We start from the raw sequence: 15,536 nt of genomic DNA, 5'->3' as shown, positions 1-15,536 counted from the left end.
TGCCGGACGTCCGGGCCGAGTCGAGCGGCTCCGATCGGCTCAGGCGGTCATGTGCCGCCACTTCTCGTGCACGGTGACGCGGGTGAGCAGCCAGCCGTCACGGGTGCGGGCCAGCGCGAAGCCGTAGCGCCCGGCGGCGACGAAGTTGGGCGAGGTGACCGCGGCGTCGGAATCCGGCCCCGCCAGCCGCATCGGATTGAGGAAGTCCGCCCGGACCTCGGCGCTGTCCCCGGGGGAGCCGCCGACGTCCTCCAGCCGGATCAGCCGGTTCACGATCAGGTGCTGGCGGACGGGGAACAGCGTCATCGTCTCCGCCAGCCAGTCCGCGACCTCCGCCACCGAGCCCTCGATCCCGCCGGCCGAGCGGTAGTCGACCCGCCCGGAGGCCGTGAAGAGGGCTCGGTACGCGGCCCAGTCGCCGTCGTCGACGGCCACCGCGTAGCCCGTGACCACCTCGTCGATCGCCAGCCGATCCATCACCGTCGCGAGATCCACACGCTGAGTCATCGGGTCAGTGTGGGGCTGCACGGGCCCGAGGCCAAGGGCCGTGCGCCCACCGGATCTTCCCGCGGGCGGTCAGTGACCGGAACGGGACTCCCGCTGCCGGACCACGACGAGGAACGCGTCGCTGTCCAGATCCATGACCACCTCCGCCGGTACGCCCTCGCGCATCCGCTGCGCCGCGTACTCCTCGGCGGGCCAGCTTCCCCGCGGACTTCCGGCGGGAAACCGCTCCAGCACCACTCGACCCATGGGACACCCCCTGCTGATTCTTCCGCTCTCTTCAGGCACAACGACGCGCAGGCCGCCCGGGAACGTTCCCGGACGGCCTGCGGTTCACGCGAAGAGGTGGTGCGGAGCTCCGTCAGGAGCCGGACTCACCCGCGTGCGGGCTCAGCACGTCCGTGCCGATCAGGGCGAACAGCAGGATGCCCAGGAGGATCCGGTAGATCACGAAGGGCATGAAGCTCTTGGTCGAGATGAACTTCATGAACCACGCGATCACGGCGTAGCCCACGAAGAAGGCGATGACCGTGGCGAAGATCGTCGGGCCCCAGGAGATGTGCCCCGGGTTCTCCACGACGTCCTTGATCTCGAACGCTCCCGAGGCCAGCACGGCCGGGATCGCGAGGAGGAAGGAGTAGCGGGCCGCGGCCTCACGGGTGAAGCCGAGCAGCAGACCGCCGGAGATGGTCGCGCCGGACCGGGAGACGCCGGGGATCAGGGCCATCGCCTGGCAGACACCGAAGATCAGACCGTCCTTGACGCCCAGCTGCTGCAGCGTCTTGCGCTCGCGGATCGCGCGGTGCCTGCCGCCTTCCTCGTCGCGGGCCGCCAGGCGGTCGGCGACGCCGAGCACGATGCCCATGAGGATCAGGGTGGTGGCCGTCAGCCGCAGGTCGCGGGCCGGGCCCACGATCGCGTCCTTGAAGACCAGACCGAGGACGCCGATCGGGATCGAGCCGACGATCACCAGCCAGCCCATCTTCGCGTCCTGCTCGGAGCGCAGCGCCTTGTCGAACAAGGAGCGGAACCAGGTGGAGACGATCCGCGCGATGTCCTTGCGGAAGTAGATCAGCACGGCGGCCTCGGTGCCGATCTGGGTGATCGCGGTGAAGGCCGCTCCTGGGTCGTGCCAGCCGGCGAACGCCGCGGTCAGCCGCAGGTGGGCGCTGGAGGAGATCGGGAGGAACTCCGTAAGCCCCTGGACGAGACCGAGGATTAGGGATTCGAACCAGCTCATGTCGGGGTGCGCTCGTCCTTGTGATCGTCGGGCAGTTCGCGTCCGATGCTAGGGCCCGTGCGAAGCGGCGCTGACCACAGGGGGGTGCTGGGGCACCAGTTCGGGTACTCGATCCTCGGTTCGACGGGGTGCCAGGCGGTGTCGTTTGCGCCAACCGAAGACCGCGCCGCCCACCACCGAGACGACGATGAAGCCGAACGAGACGAGGAACGCGGGCGATCCGGGCGAGGAGGCGCTCGCGCCGGCGATCACGTACGCGGCGGTGTTCGGGACGACCCCGATCGCCGTCGCGAGGAGGAAGGGACCCCAGCCGCACCGCGACACCGCGGCGCAGTAGTTGGCCACCACGAAGGGCAGCCCGGGGAAGAGCCGGACCGCGAGCATCGAGCGGAAGCCGTGCCGGCTGAGCTGCCCGTCGGCCGCCTGGAGCCAGCGTCCGCGCAGGAACGGCCGCAAAGCCTCCTGGCCCATGATCCGGCCCAGCCCGAAGGAGATGGCGCCGCCCAACACGGTGCCGCCGACCGCCGCGACGAGGCCGAACTGGCTCCCGAAGACGGCTCCCGCGGCCAGATTGAGCAGGGGTCGCGGCACCAGGGCCGCCGTGCACACACCGTACGCGGCTGCGAACAGCAGGACCGCCGTCCCCACCGGAAGCCCCGGGGGCCAGCCCTCCGAGAGGATGCGCTGGGGCTCGTACAGCAGCACGCACACGCCGGCCGCGGCGAGCAGCACGACGAGCACCGACAGCCGGGTCCACGGCGCGAGGAGGAGGGACATCCCGGGAGACTAGCCCACGTATACGGCGGTGCGCCGTAATCTGGGCCTCATGCAGTCGAACGACCGGCGCCCCCCGCGAGTTCCCCGCAGCGCGCTCGCGGACACCCTGCTGGAGCGGCTGCCGGAGGCGTACGCGGCCGCCGCCGATCCGGTACGGGCCCGGGCCATGACCGCCTACATGAAGGACGTCGCGCCCTTCCTCGGCATCCCCACCCCGCTGCGCCGGGAACTGTCGAGGACCGTGACGAAGGACACTCCGAAACCGTCCGAGGCGGACTGTGCGGCGCTCGCACTGCGCTGCTGGCTCCTTCCCGAGCGCGAGTACCAGTACTTCGCGGTGGACTACCTGCGCCGGCACGTCGCCCGCTGCTCCTCCGGCTTCCTGCCGGTGGTCCGGCACCTGATCGTCACCGTCCCCTGGTGGGACACCGTCGACCTGCTGGCCGCGCACACGGTCGGCCCGTTGGTGGCCGCCGACCCCGAACTCGCGGCCGCGATGGACGAGTGGATCGAGGACGAGAACCTCTGGCTCGCCCGCACCGCACTGCTCCACCAGCTCCGCTTCAAGTCCGCCACCGACACCGGCCGGCTCTTCGGCTACTGCCGCGGCCGGGCCGACCACCCGGACTTCTTCGTGCGCAAGGCCATCGGCTGGGCCCTGCGCGAGTACGCGAAGACGGACCCGGAAGCCGTACGCGCCTTCGTCGAGGCCGAACGCGGCTCCCTGGCCCCGCTGTCCGTACACGAGGCGCTCAGGAACGTGGCCCAGGCCCCCGCGTCCTCCTGACCGTCTCCCGGACGGGACGACCCGACCGCCCCGGTCGACCGCCCGGGTGTCCGCCCCGGGTGTCCGCCCGAGGTGTCCGCCCGAGGTGTCCGCGACCACGCCGAAATTCATTCGACGGGTCCCGGACCGTCCGGCAGGATCAGCGCCATGAACCGGTATGCCTTCCTCGCAGTGCGGTCCGCGGTCGCGGACGCGCCGAAGGCTGCCGCCGTCGCGGAAGCACCCGCAGGCGCAACCGCGTTCGCACCCGTCCTCGCCGCATTCGACGGCGCACGAAGCTGACCCTTCCCGGATCGTCCGGCGGACCCCGCAGGGGGAGGGTCGGCTCGCTCTCGGGGTCCCGTTCCAGCTTCCAGACACGGGAATGAATCATGGCCAAGACGGCCTTCGTGCGCACCAAGCCGCACCTCAACATCGGCACCATGGGTCACGTCGACCACGGCAAGACCACCCTCACCGCCGCCATCACCAAGGTCCTCGCCGAGCACGGCGGCGCCTCCTTCGTGCCCTTCGACCGCATCGACCGGGCCCCCGAGGAGTCCCGGCGCGGCATCACCATCAACCTCACGCACGTCGAGTACGAGACCGACACCCGGCACTACGCCCACGTGGACATGCCAGGGCACGCCGACTACATCAAGAACATGGTCACGGGCGCCGCCCAACTCGACGGCGCGATCCTCGTCGTCTCCGCGCTCGACGGGGTCATGCCCCAGACCGCCGAGCACGTGCTCCTCGCCCGGCAGGTCGGCGTCGACCACATCGTGGTGGCGCTGAACAAGGCCGACGCCGGGGACCCCGAGCTCACCGACCTGGTCGAGCTGGAGGTCCGCGAGCTGCTCACCGCGCACGGGTACGGCGGTGACGCCGCGCCGGTCGTACGGGTCTCCGGACTCGGGGCGCTGGAGGGCGACCCGCGGTGGACGGAGGCGATCCAGGCACTGCTGGACGCGGTGGACACGTACGTACCGACCCCGGTGCGCTACACGGACGCGCCGTTCCTGCTGCCGGTGGAGAACGTGCTGACCATCACCGGGCGCGGGACCGTGGTGACCGGGGCCGTCGAGCGCGGCACCGTACGCCTCGGGGACCGCGTGGCGGTCCTCGGCGGTGACGGCGAGCCGGCCGAGACGGTCGTCACCGGGCTGGAGACCTTCGGCAAGCCGATGGAGTCCGCCGAGGCCGGGGACAACGTCGCGCTGCTGCTGCGCGGGGTGCCGCGCGACGGCGTGCGCCGTGGGCACGTGGTGGCCGCGCCGGGCAGCGTCACACCGCAGCGCCGCTTCACGGCGCAGGTGTACGTGCTCTCCGGGCGGGAGGGCGGCCGCACGACACCGGTCGCCAGCGGCTACCGGCCGCAGTTCTACATCCGTACCGCCGATGTGGTGGGGGACGTGGACCTGGGCGAGGTCGCCGTGGCCCGGCCCGGGGAGACGGTGACGATGACCGTCGAGCTCGGCCGGGACGTCCCGTTGGAGTCGGGGCTCGGCTTCGCGATCCGCGAGGGCGGGCGGACCGTCGGCGCGGGGACGGTGACGGCCGTACTGGGGTGATCCGGATCTGATCCGGTTCGATCCGGATCAGGTTCCGGACCACCCCGACCGGACCCGATCCGGACCCCGATCCGGACCCCTCTGTGGTGGCGGTGGCCCGGCTGCGCCAGACTGCCGTCACCACAGGCATGCGCAAAGGGGTGGGCGGGGATGAGCGGCGACACGGCACTGGTGCTCGGCGGCGGGGGACTGACCGGCATCGGCTGGGAGTGCGGAATCCTGTACGGCCTCGCCCGCGCGGGCGTGGACCTCACCACCGCCGACCTCGTCGTCGGCACCTCCGCCGGCTCCGTCGTCGGGGCGCAGCTCACCTCCGGACTGCTCACGGCGCAGGAGCTGTACGAGCGCCAGCTCGGGGACCCCACCGGCGAGTCCACGGCGAAACTGGGGGCCGGTCTCCTCGCCCGGTACGCCGTCGCGATGGCGCGCTCGCGCACCGCGACGGCCTACCGGCAGCGGGTCGGCGCCATGGCCCTGGCCGCCGACACCGGCGTGGGCGCCGAGGCCGAGCGGCGCAAGGTACTGGCCGCCCGGTTGGTCTCGCACGAGTGGCCCGAGCGGCGGCTCGTCGTCACGGCGGTGGACGCCCTCACCGGTGAGCTCAAGGCGTTCGACCGGGGGAGCGGCGACGGGCTCGTCGACGCGGTCTCGGCGAGCTGTGCGGTGCCCGGGGTGTGGCCGCCGGTCACGGTCGGCGGCCGCCGCTTCATCGACGGCGGAATCCGCTCGGCCACCAATGCCGACCTGGCCGCCGGGTACGCCCGGGTGGTGATCCTCGCCCCGATGTCGCTCGGTTCCGGGCTGGTCCCCTCGCCGTCGGCGCAGGCCGAGGGACTGCGGGAGGCGGGTGCGCGGGTGGTGCTGATCACCCCCTCCGCGGCCGCCCGCAAGGCCTTCGGGCGCAACGTGCTGGATCCGGCGCGGCGTGAGCCGGCCGCCCGGGCGGGCCTCGACCAGGCCGCGGAGCACGCGCGGGAGGCGGCTGCGGTCTGGTCGGCCGGGGCGGCCTGAGGGCTGTTCGAAGCCCGCCCGACCGCTGCCGGACAATGGAGCGGTGAGCGACGAACAGATCCCGGTCGTCCGGGACGTGGGCCAGGGCACCGCCAAGCTGATGCCGGACGTGGACCGGGACCGGGCCTGGCTGCTGACCGTCGACGGGGCCCCGCAGTCGTATGTGGACCTGGACGATCCGCACCACCTGGAGTTCGAGTACGTACGCCGGCTCGCGCACGTCCTGGACTGTGCCGCCGAACCCGGGCTCGCGCTGGACCTGCTGCATCTCGGCGGCGGCGCGCTCACCCTGCCGCGCTACGCCGCGGCCACCCGGGCCGGATCCCGGCAGACGGTCGTCGAGTTCGACGCGGGCCTGGTCGACCTGGTGACCGAACACCTGCCGCTCGCGGCGGACTCGGGGGTCACCGTCCACACGGCCGACGCCCGGGCCTGGCTGGAGGCCGCGCCCGCCGCGAGCGCGGACCTGGTGGTGGCCGACGTGTTCGGCGGCTCGCGGGTGCCGGCCCAACTCACGTCGGTGGAGTACGCCCGGGCGGCCGCGCGGGTGCTGCGGCCCGGCGGGCTGTACGCGGCGAACCTGGCCGACGGGGCGCCCTTCGACTTCCTGCGGGCGCAGGTGGCCAACTTCGCCGACGCGTTCGCGGAGCTGGCGTTGATCGCCGAACCTGCGGTACTGCGGGGGAGGCGGTTCGGGAACGCCGTACTGCTGGCCTCGGACGCCCCGCTCCCGGTGGGGGCGCTGGCCAGGAAGTGCGCGGCCGACCCGTTTCCGGCGCGGGTGGAGTACGGGGACGGGCCCGCCCGGTTCCGCAAGGGCGCGGCGCCGGTGGCCGACGCGGACGCGGCTCCTTCCCCGGCGCCGCCGGAGGGCGCGTTCAGCCTGGGGTGAGCGGCCGGCGCCGCGGCCCCCGGCGCGGCGGCCGCCGGCCGGGCCTCAGTTCCCGACGGCGTCGGCAGGGGCAGCTACCGGGGTCGGTTCGGCCGCGGCCGCCGGGGAGATGGTCTTGGTGTGCGCCCTGCGGGTCATCCGGCGGACGTCCGGGACCAGCAGCACGAGGGCGGTGGGCACGACGACCAGCACCGCGCAGCCCCACAGGGACTGGGTGCGACCGAAGGCCGATTCGGCGGGCCCGGCCAAGGCGGTGGCCAGCGGAAGCATCGACACCGAGCCGAACCAGTCGTAGGCGGTGACCCGGGAGAACTTCTCCTCCGGGATCTCCTGGTGCATGGCGGTCATCCAGTTCACGCCGAACACCTCTATCGCGGCGCCGCTGACGAACATCACCACGCACAGGCCCCACACGGGCAGCGGCACGGCGAGTCCCGCCGAGGGCAGCGCCAGCGGGAACACGCACAGGGTGCCGACGAGCAGGAGCCTGCGCGGCTTCCACGCCATCATCAGGACGGCGCCGGCGATGGTGCCCACGCCGAAGAAGGCCAGGGCCACGCCCCAGGGCGCGGGCCCGCCCAGTCGGTCCCGGGCGACCAGAGGTCCGTAGACCGCGTCGGCGGCGCCGACGACGGCGACCACGACGGAGAACTGGAGCACGATGCTCCACAGCCAGGGGCGGGTCCGGACCTCCACCCAGCCCTCGCGCAGATCGGACAACAGGCCGCCGCCGGGAGCCCGGTCGGGCACGTGGCCGACGTCGAGGAAGGTCCGCAGGGCGCCCGCGACCGCGAAGGCCGCGGCGTCGGCGGCCAGTACCCAGCCCGGGCCCACCGCGGCGATCATCGCGCCGCCGAGGGCCGCGCCGCCGATGCCGGCGCCGTTGATCGCCATGCGGAAGAGCGCGAAGGCGCGGTTGGAGTGCTCGCCGGAGACGGTGGAGAGCAGCATGCCCTCGGCCGCGGGATTGAAGAAGGCCGTACCGGTGCCGCACAGGGCGGTGAGCAGCATCATCTGCCACAGCTGGGGTTCGCCCGCGAGGACGAGGACGGCGAAGGCGGCCTGCGAGAGGCAGTTCAGGACGTTGGCCGCGACCATCACGCGGTGGCGGGGCAGCCGGTCGGCTATGGCACCGCCGATGAGCAGGAAGAGGACGAGCGGCAGCGTGCGGGCGGCGGCGATCAGTCCGACGTCGCCGACGGATCCGCCGGATTCCATGACCGCGAACGCGGCCGCGATGTGCGCGCCGTGGCTCCCCAGGTTCGTGATGATCGCCGCACCCGTGAGCAGGCTGTAGTTGCGGCCGGCCCACTCGGGTCGGCGGCGGTTCACGGGCGTACGGGGTGCGGGGCGGGGAGAGCTCACCCCCGGACTATCCCCGTCCCGGGCCGAGAATCCAAACGGATAGGTCGGCCCGGGACGTGGGACGGAGGATCACGGGGTGGTGAGCCGGATGGAGCTGATGATCTTGTCGGAGACGTCGTTCGGAACCTCGTCCTTCACACCGGCCGCGCTGATGAGCACGAAGCTGGCGAAGTCACCGACGGCGTTCTTGAAGCCGAAGCCGACCGTCTTGCCGTCGGTGGAGCACTTGTGCTCCTTCTTCAGGTTCGGAGCGGTCGCCACCACGATGTGGCCCTTGATCCCGGAGGTGGTCGTGTACTCCTTGGCCGCGCCCACCTTGACCGTTCCCTTGGGCTCCTTCTGGGCGAAGGCCGCCCAGGCCCAGGCGCCGGTGTTGTCGGTGGCCACCTGCGCGGTGTCCTTGGCGCCCTGGGCGCCCTTGACGCCGGTGTCCGCGAGCGAGAACTTCTCGACCCTGCCGTCCGCGTCCTTGTCGACGGTGCACCACTCCTCCTTGAGGGTGGCGGTGCCGCTCATCGTGATGATCGGGCTGCCGTCGTTCTTGACCTCGTCGTGGAAGGAGAGGCTCACGCCGGACTCGTTGACGTTCCACTCGGCGGGCACGTCGTAGCTGACGCCGTACTTGGTGTTGACGACGACCTTCCAGCCCGGGATGACGGGCTGGGCGTTGCCGCCGGCCCGCGGGTTCGGGCTGCTGCCGGCCGGGGCGGGCGTCTCGGGGGCCGGCGCCGAGGGGCTCGCCGCCGGCTTGTCGTCGGCCTCGGTCTTCTTGTCGTCCCGGGTCAGGACGAACGCGCCGGTCGCGGCGGCCACCACGACGACGGCGGCCGCGGCGACGATCGCCACGGTCTTGGTCGAGTACGGGCTCCCGCCGCCGCCGGTGGCGGCGGGCTGGGGCTGCTGCGGCAGCTGGGGCTGACCCCACTGCTGGCCGGGAGCGCCTTGGGGCTGCTGGTAACCCGGCTGCTGCGGGTATCCGTAGCCGGGCTGCTGCTGGTACGGGTTCGGCTGCCCCGGCTGTCCCGGCTGCTGCTGGTACGGGTTCTGTTGCGCGTCCTGAGGGTTCTGTTCGCCCCCGGGCGGCTGCTGCTGTCCTGGCCACATGGCCGGTAACGATAGTGGCCGTGGGTGCGGGGAGCCACGGCCGCCCCCTTGGGAGCTCTGGTCAATCGGTACTACTCGTGGGTAACATCGCGTTCCATGAGCGCAGACCAGATGAACGTGGGCGAACTGCTCGCCGCGACCGTACCCATGGCCCGGACCCTGAACCTCCAGTTCCTGGAGACCACCCCCGAGCGCGCGGTCGTCCGGCTTCCGGACCAGCCCGACTACCACAACCACGTCGGCGGCCCGCACGCCGGCGCGATGTTCACCCTGGCCGAGTCCGCGAGCGGCGCGATCGTCCTGGCCGCCTTCGGCGACCAGCTCTCGCGCGCCGTCCCGCTCGCCGTGAAGGCCGAGATCGGCTACAAGAAGCTCGCCAAGGGCGTCGTCACCGCCACCGCCACCCTCGGCCGCCCGGCCGCGGAGGTCATCGCCGAACTCGACGCCGGCGGCCGCCCCGAATTCCCCGTCACCATCGCCATCCAGCGCGAGGACGAGGCCGTGACGGGCGAGATGACGGTCGTCTGGACCCTGCGCCCCAACGCCTGACCACCGGCGCACCACAACCGCCGCGTCCTCGGGTCGGCACGGCCCGGGCTCCCTCGCGCGACGCGGTGGAGGCCGTCGTACGGGACCGCATCGCGTGCGGCCACCGCACCGGGCACGGGTGCTCGGCGCCCATGACGGGCCCCCGGCGCGCCGCCGACAGGCCGCCGCCGCTGCCGGAGGGCTGAACCTCCGAGCCGCGGTGGCGCGTCTCGGTGGACCCGGCGGGCGCGCGGCGCACAGTGGGCGCGGGAGCGGTCCGGCGCGGGCCGCTCCCGCCGACCCACGGCGCAGGGAGCACCCATGAGCGAGGCCGTGTCCAGACGTTCCGCGATGCGACTGCTCGCGGCGGCGGCGGGCACGGCGGGCACGGCCCTCGGAGCGGGTGCCTGCGCGCCAGGGGTGCCGCCGGGCGCGGGCGCCCCCAGGACGCCGCTCGCCGCCCCGGCCGGCGCCGAGGCCAAGGGCCCCGCCCGCGTCGACGCCCTGCTGGAGCGACTCACCCTCGACGAGAAGACCGCCCTGCTGCACGGCGCCCCCGACCCCACCTCCCTCGGCCAGGCCGGCTACGTACCCGGCGTACCGCGCCTGGGCATCCCGCCGCTACGCCTGACCGACGGGCCCGCCGGGGTACGCGTCGCCCGGCCCGCCACCGCACTGCCCGCGCCGGTCCTGCTCGCCTCCGCCTTCGACCCGGCGCTGGCCCGCGAGTACGGCCGCGTCATCGGCCGCGAGGGCCGGGCGCTGGGCCAGGACGTCGTGCTGGCCCCCATGGTCAACCTCATCCGCACCCCGTACGCGGGTCGGAACTTCGAGACCTTCGCCGAGGACCCGCGCCTGACCGCCGACCTCGTGGGCGAGATGATTCGCGGCATCCAGGACGAGGGCCTGATCGCCACTGTCAAGCACTTCGCCCTCAACAACCAGGAACACGGCCGCGACACCGTCGACGTGATCGCCGCCGAGCAGACCCTCCACGAGACCGAGCTACGGGGCTTCGAGGCCGCCGTGGCGGCCGGCGCGGGCGCCGTCATGGGCGCCTACAACAAGGTCAACGGCGTCCACGCCTGCGAGAGCAAGCCGCTGCTCGAAGAACTGCTGCGCAACAGCTGGGGGTTCGACGGCTGGGTGATGTCCGACCGGGACGCCACCCACAGCACCGTCGCCGCCATCGGCGCCGGCCTCGACATGGAGATGCCCGCCGGAACCCACTTCGGCGGACCGCTGCGCGAGGCGGTGCGCGGCGGCTCCGTATCCGAGAGCGCCGTCGACCTCGCGGTCCACCGGATCCTGGCCACCATGGACCGCTTCGGGTTGCTGGCGGCCCGGCCCGCCGCCCGGCCCCCGCGCGACTCTGCCGCCGGAGCCCGGACCGCCCGCAAGGTGGCCACCGCCGGTGCCGTGCTGCTGCGCAACGAACACGGCACCCTGCCCCTGACCGGCGCCGCCGCCCGCTCGATCGCGGTGATCGGACCGACCGGACAGGTACCCTTCGTCGGCGGCGGTGGCAGCGCGCACGTGGTCCCCGACGGGGCAGAGGCCCCGCTCACCGCCATCCGGCGCCGGGCCGGGAACGGTTCGACCGTCCGCCACGCCCTCGGGGAGGACCTGTACGGGCGGCCGCTCCCGGCGAAGCTGCTGACCCCGACCGCCGACCTGGACACGCGGGCCGTGGAACCCGGGCAGGTCTGGAGCCACGAGGGGGAGTTCCACCTCACGGCCGACGACGAGTGGACCCTGCTCGTCCACTACACCGGGAAGCGGCCCGTCGTACGCCTCGACGGCCAGGAGCTGTTCCCCGTCAGGCAGGGCGTGGCCGAGTACTTCGCCGGCGGACTGCTCGGCTCGGCACCCGACGGGATGAGCGTCCGGCGCACCACTCTCGCCCTCAAGGCGGGCACCCACCGGCTCGCCGTGACCGCCGAGGGCGGGGACAAGGGCCAGCGCTTGCGCCTGCGGCACACCACCGGGGCGACCCGCGCCGCGGACCTCGCCGAGGCCGTGAAGATCGCGAAGGCGGCCCGCAGCGTGGTGCTGTTCGCCTACGAGGACGCCACCGAGGGCCGGGACCGTACCTCCCTGGCGCTCCCGGGCGGGCAGGAGCGGCTGATCGAGGCTGTGACCGCCGTGAACCCCCGGACGACCGTCGTGCTCAACACCTCCTCCGGCACGACCATGCCGTGGCTCTCGCGTACCGGAGCGGTCCTCCAGATGTACTACCCGGGCCAGGAGGGCGCGGGAGCCACCGCCGACCTCCTCTTCGGGGACGTGGACCCCGGCGGCCGCCTCACCCAGACCTTCCCGGCCGACGAGCGGGCCACCCCGGTCGGCGGGGAGCCGCTGCGCTACCCCGGCGTGGGCGGCCGGCAGGAGTACTCCGAGGGCATCCACGTCGGCCACCGCTGGTACGACGCCCAGCGGGTGACCCCGCTGTTCCCCTTCGGGCACGGGCTCTCGTACACCACCTGGCAGTACGACAAGCTCACCGTCCGGCCGCAGCGCGGTGGACTGCGCGTGGAGTTCACCGTCCGCAACACCGGTCGCCGCAAGGGCACCGAGGTGGCGCAGGTGTACGTCGGCCCGTCCGCGGAGCTGGAGCTCGACCAGCCGGTACGCGCGCTGGCCGGCTACCGGCGGCTCCTCCTGGCACCGGGCGAGGCGCAGCGGGTCACCCTCGACATCACCGCGCGGGCCCTGTCGTCGTGGGACCCCGAGCAGCACGCCTGGGTGCTGGGTTCCGGCCGACGACAGGTGTTCGTGGGCCGTTCGTCGCGTGAACTGCCACTGAGGTCCAAGGCGGTCGTGACGAGCCGATAGGCTGCCCGTTCGGCGTGTCACAGGGGGCGCGCCGGGACGACACGGGAGGACGTACCGGTGCACATCCAGGAATGGCTGGAGACGATTCCGGCGGTCAGCATCTATCTCCTGGTGGGTCTGGTCATCGGGCTGGAAAGCCTCGGCATCCCGCTGCCGGGAGAGATCGTCCTGGTCAGCTCGGCGCTGTTGGCCTCGCAGCACGGGGAGATCGACCCCGTGATCCTGGGGCTCTGCGCGATCACCGGGGCGATCGTGGGCGACTCGATCGGCTACGCGATCGGCCGCCGGGGCGGCAAGCCGCTGCTGGAGCGGCTGGGCCGGCGCTTTCCCAAGCACTTCGGACCCCAGCAGGTGGCGCTGGCGGAACGCTCCTTCGAGAAGTGGGGCATGTGGGCCGTCTTCTTCGGGCGGTTCGTGGCCCTGCTGCGGATCTTCGCCGGACCGCTGGCGGGCGTGCTGCGCATGCCGTACTGGCGCTTCCTGATCGCCAACGTCCTCGGCGGCATCCTCTGGGCCGGCGGCACGACGGCCGTCATCTACTCGGTCGGCATCGTCGCCGAGCCGTGGCTGAAGCGCTTCTCCTGGCTGGCCCTGGGGCTGGCCGTGCTGTTCGGGCTCGCCGTGACGCTCGTGGTGCGCAGCCGGATGAAGAAGGCGGCCGCTGCCGCCGACGCCGCCGAGGCGGAGATCCCCGCCCAGCAGTCGGCCCCGGCCACCGTCGGCGAGTGACGGCGGCGGAGCGCCGGCGACCGGATTCGGACTGGTCCGACGAAGGCCGATCCGACCACTACCACCCCCTGGCGAACGGGCTCGGCAGGGCGGCGGAGCAGGGCGACACGGCCGCGGTGCGGTCCCTGCTGGCCGGGGGAGCGGAGGTCGACGCCTGGGTCCTCGGCGGCCGACGGGCGCTGGACCTGGCCGTGTGCGCCGGGCACGCGGAGGTCGTCCGGCTGCTCCTCGCGGCGGGCGCCGACCCCCGGGTCGACGCGGGCCCGTACGGTGAGGCGACGCCGCTGACCATGGCCACGATGCTCGGGCACACGGAGGTCGCCCGCGCCCTCCTCGACGCCGGCGCCCCACCGGGCGGCCCCGCGGGCCGGGCGGGATACGTACCGCTGATCCATGCGGCCGTCGCGCGTGGGGAGGGGGACCCGGAGACGGTGGACCTGCTGCTGGACCGGGGCGCCGACATCGAGGAGACGAGGCGGGGCTGCACCCCGCTCGACTGGGCCGCCCGCTTCGGCTGCCCGGCCACGGTCGAACGGCTCCTCGCCCGCGGCGCGGCCCTCACCGAGCGGACCTTCCGCGAAGGCGCGGCGGGAGCACGGTTCACCGCCCGTGCGACATCCGGCACGGCCCGCCCCGCGTACGAGGCCGTCAGAGCCCTGCTCGTGGCCGCCGCGGAGTCCCGGCGGCCGATCCCCGACGCGCGGGGCACGCAGGAGCGTTGACGGCACCGGGACACGACTCCTGGTCCCCTCGGCCGCACGCGGTGCTGCCCGCCCTGCCGCTTCCTAGTGCTCCGGCTCCCAGGCGCGGAGCAGGTCGAGCAGCCCCGCGTCTCCGTCGACGCGCAAGGATTCGAGGGGGATGCGGTCGTACAAGTAGATGATCAACTCGCCCGCCGTGCCATGGATGGATGCGCCGACTTCGTCCGAGTCCTCGCCGGGCGCGGGGATGCGGGTGGTGCGTGCGCCGTCGCCGTCGAGGGTGAGGCGCCAGGAGCGGCCCTCGGTGGCGTGGAAGTCGAAGGCCGTGGGCTTGTGCGGCCAGGCGCAGGGCGTCGCGACGCAGGTGAACAGGAACTCCTCGACACCGTCGAGGGCGACCTCGGTCGGCAGCGGCTGCGGTGCGTCCGATGCGAGCTGCGCGTCGTAGGTGTGCACCGCGCTCTCCTGGACCCGGTGCCGGGCGACTCCGCCAGAGGTCCGCGGCGTCTGCAGGGGACTCCACCACGCCCAGCAACCGGCGTCCGGGCCCGCCTCGCGCAGGGCGCTCAGCAGAAGCTCCGTCGACGCGGCCAGCCAGGCCATCAGGGCCTCGCGGTCCCGCGGCACCTCCAGAGCGGCGCGCGCGGCGGCGGCCCCGGCCGGGGGACCGTCGGCCGGCCCCGCGCCGACTATGGCGGCCCAGAACCGGTCGCCCCCGCCCAGGTGCTGCACCAGATCGAACAGCGTCCACTCGGGGCAGGTCGGCACCTGTGCGTCGAGGCTGGGCGCGGCGGCGACCGTGGCGCGGAAGGCGGTCGACCGTTCGTCGATCAGTCGCAGGAGGTCGGAGAATTCAAGATTCTTTTCCACGTCGGATGTCTATCACCTTGATCCGATGATCGGACAGCAAATTTTCACGGTCGCCGCGGGCTCGGCCGACACGATCCGAAAGAGGCGGCCTAGGCGTCCGGAGTCACCGAGGCGCGGTGCTGCTCAGCCAGCTCCACGTACATCAGGGCGTTGACCTTGATGCCCTCGCGCTCCTCGGCGGTCAGCTCACGGCGCACCTTGGCGGGTACGCCCGCGACCAGTGAGCCGGGCGGGACGACCATGCCCTGCGGGACGAGGGCCTGGGCGGCCACCAGCGAACCGGCGCCGATCACCGCGCCGTTCAGCACGGTCGCACCCATGCCGATCAGACAGTCGTCCTCGACGGTGCAGCCGTGCACGACGGCGTTGTGGCCGATGGACACGCGCTCGCCGATCGAGACGGGGAAGCCGGGGTCCACGTGCACCGTGCAGTTGTCCTGCACGTTGCTGTCGGCGCCGAGCGTGATCGGGCCGCAGTCGGCGCGCAGCACCGCCGAGTACCAGATGCTCGCGCCGGCGGCGAGGGTGACGTCGCCGACCACGACCGAGGTCGGAGCCGTGAAGGCCGTCGGGTCGATCTGAGGGTTCTTGCCGCCGACACCCGCCACGAGTGCCTGGGCCGCCTGGTACGTCATGTTCT

Annotated in this window: 16 protein-coding genes; 8 read left to right on the top strand and 8 right to left on the bottom strand. The window is 73.1% G+C overall.

Annotated elements, in window-relative coordinates:
* Positions 1-39: 39 nt before the first annotated feature.
* From BCL76_RS18940 to BCL76_RS18930, 4 genes are all read right to left on the bottom strand, one after another.
* Positions 40-507 carry a nuclear transport factor 2 family protein gene (locus BCL76_RS18940; protein ID WP_109780653.1) on the bottom strand — a complete coding sequence of 156 codons (468 nt, stop codon included), beginning with the start codon at positions 505-507 and terminating at the stop codon, positions 40-42.
* A 69-nt stretch (positions 508-576) separates the two neighbouring features.
* Complete coding sequence (locus BCL76_RS39010; RefSeq protein WP_181382610.1) at positions 577-753, bottom strand: hypothetical protein; 177 nt, start codon at positions 751-753, stop codon at positions 577-579.
* Between the two features lie 112 nt (positions 754-865).
* A complete protein-coding gene (locus BCL76_RS18935) occupies positions 866-1,744 on the bottom strand; it encodes an undecaprenyl-diphosphate phosphatase (RefSeq protein ID WP_109780652.1) in 879 nt (292 codons plus the stop codon).
* A gap of 48 nt (positions 1,745-1,792) precedes the next feature.
* A complete protein-coding gene (locus BCL76_RS18930) occupies positions 1,793-2,521 on the bottom strand; it encodes a TVP38/TMEM64 family protein (protein ID WP_109780651.1) in 729 nt (242 codons plus the stop codon).
* Between the two features lie 49 nt (positions 2,522-2,570).
* Here BCL76_RS18930 and BCL76_RS18925 point away from each other — a divergent pair, with 49 nt between their 5' ends.
* The 4 genes from BCL76_RS18925 to BCL76_RS18910 all read left to right on the top strand — a co-directional run bounded on the left by BCL76_RS18925 (position 2,571) and on the right by BCL76_RS18910 (position 6,764).
* The gene (locus BCL76_RS18925) at positions 2,571-3,308 is read left to right on the top strand and encodes a DNA alkylation repair protein (RefSeq protein ID WP_109780719.1); all 738 of its coding nucleotides are present in this window, start codon (positions 2,571-2,573) and stop codon (positions 3,306-3,308) included.
* A gap of 371 nt (positions 3,309-3,679) precedes the next feature.
* Positions 3,680-4,861 carry an elongation factor Tu gene (gene tuf / locus BCL76_RS18920; RefSeq protein WP_109780650.1) on the top strand — a complete coding sequence of 394 codons (1,182 nt, stop codon included), beginning with the start codon at positions 3,680-3,682 and terminating at the stop codon, positions 4,859-4,861.
* A 150-nt stretch (positions 4,862-5,011) separates the two neighbouring features.
* On the top strand, positions 5,012-5,872 hold the full coding sequence (locus BCL76_RS18915) for a patatin-like phospholipase family protein (RefSeq protein ID WP_109780649.1): 861 nt from the start codon (positions 5,012-5,014) through the stop codon (positions 5,870-5,872).
* Positions 5,873-5,972: 100 nt separating this feature from the next.
* Positions 5,973-6,764, top strand: coding sequence for a spermidine synthase (locus BCL76_RS18910; protein ID WP_109780718.1), 792 nt, complete (start codon positions 5,973-5,975; stop codon positions 6,762-6,764).
* A gap of 45 nt (positions 6,765-6,809) precedes the next feature.
* On the opposite strand, the gene BCL76_RS18905 is transcribed toward BCL76_RS18910, so the two are convergent.
* Together BCL76_RS18905 and BCL76_RS18900 are read right to left on the bottom strand one after the other, a co-directional pair.
* Positions 6,810-8,129, bottom strand: coding sequence for an MFS transporter (locus BCL76_RS18905; RefSeq protein WP_109780648.1), 1,320 nt, complete (start codon positions 8,127-8,129; stop codon positions 6,810-6,812).
* A 69-nt stretch (positions 8,130-8,198) separates the two neighbouring features.
* On the bottom strand, positions 8,199-9,233 hold the full coding sequence (locus tag BCL76_RS18900; protein ID WP_109780647.1) for a hypothetical protein: 1,035 nt from the start codon (positions 9,231-9,233) through the stop codon (positions 8,199-8,201).
* 96 nt (positions 9,234-9,329) lie between these two features.
* On the opposite strand from BCL76_RS18900, the gene BCL76_RS18895 reads away from it, so the two are divergent.
* The 4 genes from BCL76_RS18895 to BCL76_RS18880 all read left to right on the top strand — a co-directional run bounded on the left by BCL76_RS18895 (position 9,330) and on the right by BCL76_RS18880 (position 14,047).
* Complete coding sequence (locus tag BCL76_RS18895; protein WP_181382609.1) at positions 9,330-9,782, top strand: DUF4442 domain-containing protein; 453 nt, start codon at positions 9,330-9,332, stop codon at positions 9,780-9,782.
* A gap of 300 nt (positions 9,783-10,082) precedes the next feature.
* Positions 10,083-12,596, top strand: a complete 2,514-nt coding sequence (locus BCL76_RS18890; RefSeq protein ID WP_109780646.1) for a glycoside hydrolase family 3 protein — start codon at positions 10,083-10,085, stop codon at positions 12,594-12,596.
* A gap of 57 nt (positions 12,597-12,653) precedes the next feature.
* On the top strand, positions 12,654-13,325 hold the full coding sequence (locus BCL76_RS18885) for a DedA family protein (protein WP_109780645.1): 672 nt from the start codon (positions 12,654-12,656) through the stop codon (positions 13,323-13,325).
* The gene (locus tag BCL76_RS18880; protein ID WP_109780644.1) at positions 13,322-14,047 is read left to right on the top strand and encodes an ankyrin repeat domain-containing protein; all 726 of its coding nucleotides are present in this window, start codon (positions 13,322-13,324) and stop codon (positions 14,045-14,047) included. The genes BCL76_RS18885 and BCL76_RS18880 overlap by 4 nt, the downstream gene beginning before the upstream one ends.
* 63 nt (positions 14,048-14,110) lie before the next feature.
* On the opposite strand, the gene BCL76_RS18875 is transcribed toward BCL76_RS18880, so the two are convergent.
* Positions 14,111-14,896 carry a maleylpyruvate isomerase family mycothiol-dependent enzyme gene (locus BCL76_RS18875; protein ID WP_109780643.1) on the bottom strand — a complete coding sequence of 262 codons (786 nt, stop codon included), beginning with the start codon at positions 14,894-14,896 and terminating at the stop codon, positions 14,111-14,113.
* 89 nt (positions 14,897-14,985) lie between these two features.
* Positions 14,986-15,531 carry a gamma carbonic anhydrase family protein gene (locus BCL76_RS18870; protein ID WP_109780642.1) on the bottom strand — a complete coding sequence of 182 codons (546 nt, stop codon included), beginning with the start codon at positions 15,529-15,531 and terminating at the stop codon, positions 14,986-14,988.
* Positions 15,532-15,536 lie beyond the last annotated feature (5 nt).

Source organism: Streptomyces sp. CG 926 (assembly GCF_003148825.1).
Taxonomy (GTDB): domain Bacteria; phylum Actinomycetota; class Actinomycetes; order Streptomycetales; family Streptomycetaceae; genus Streptomyces.
This window is presented reverse-complemented; position numbering and strand designations above follow the sequence as displayed.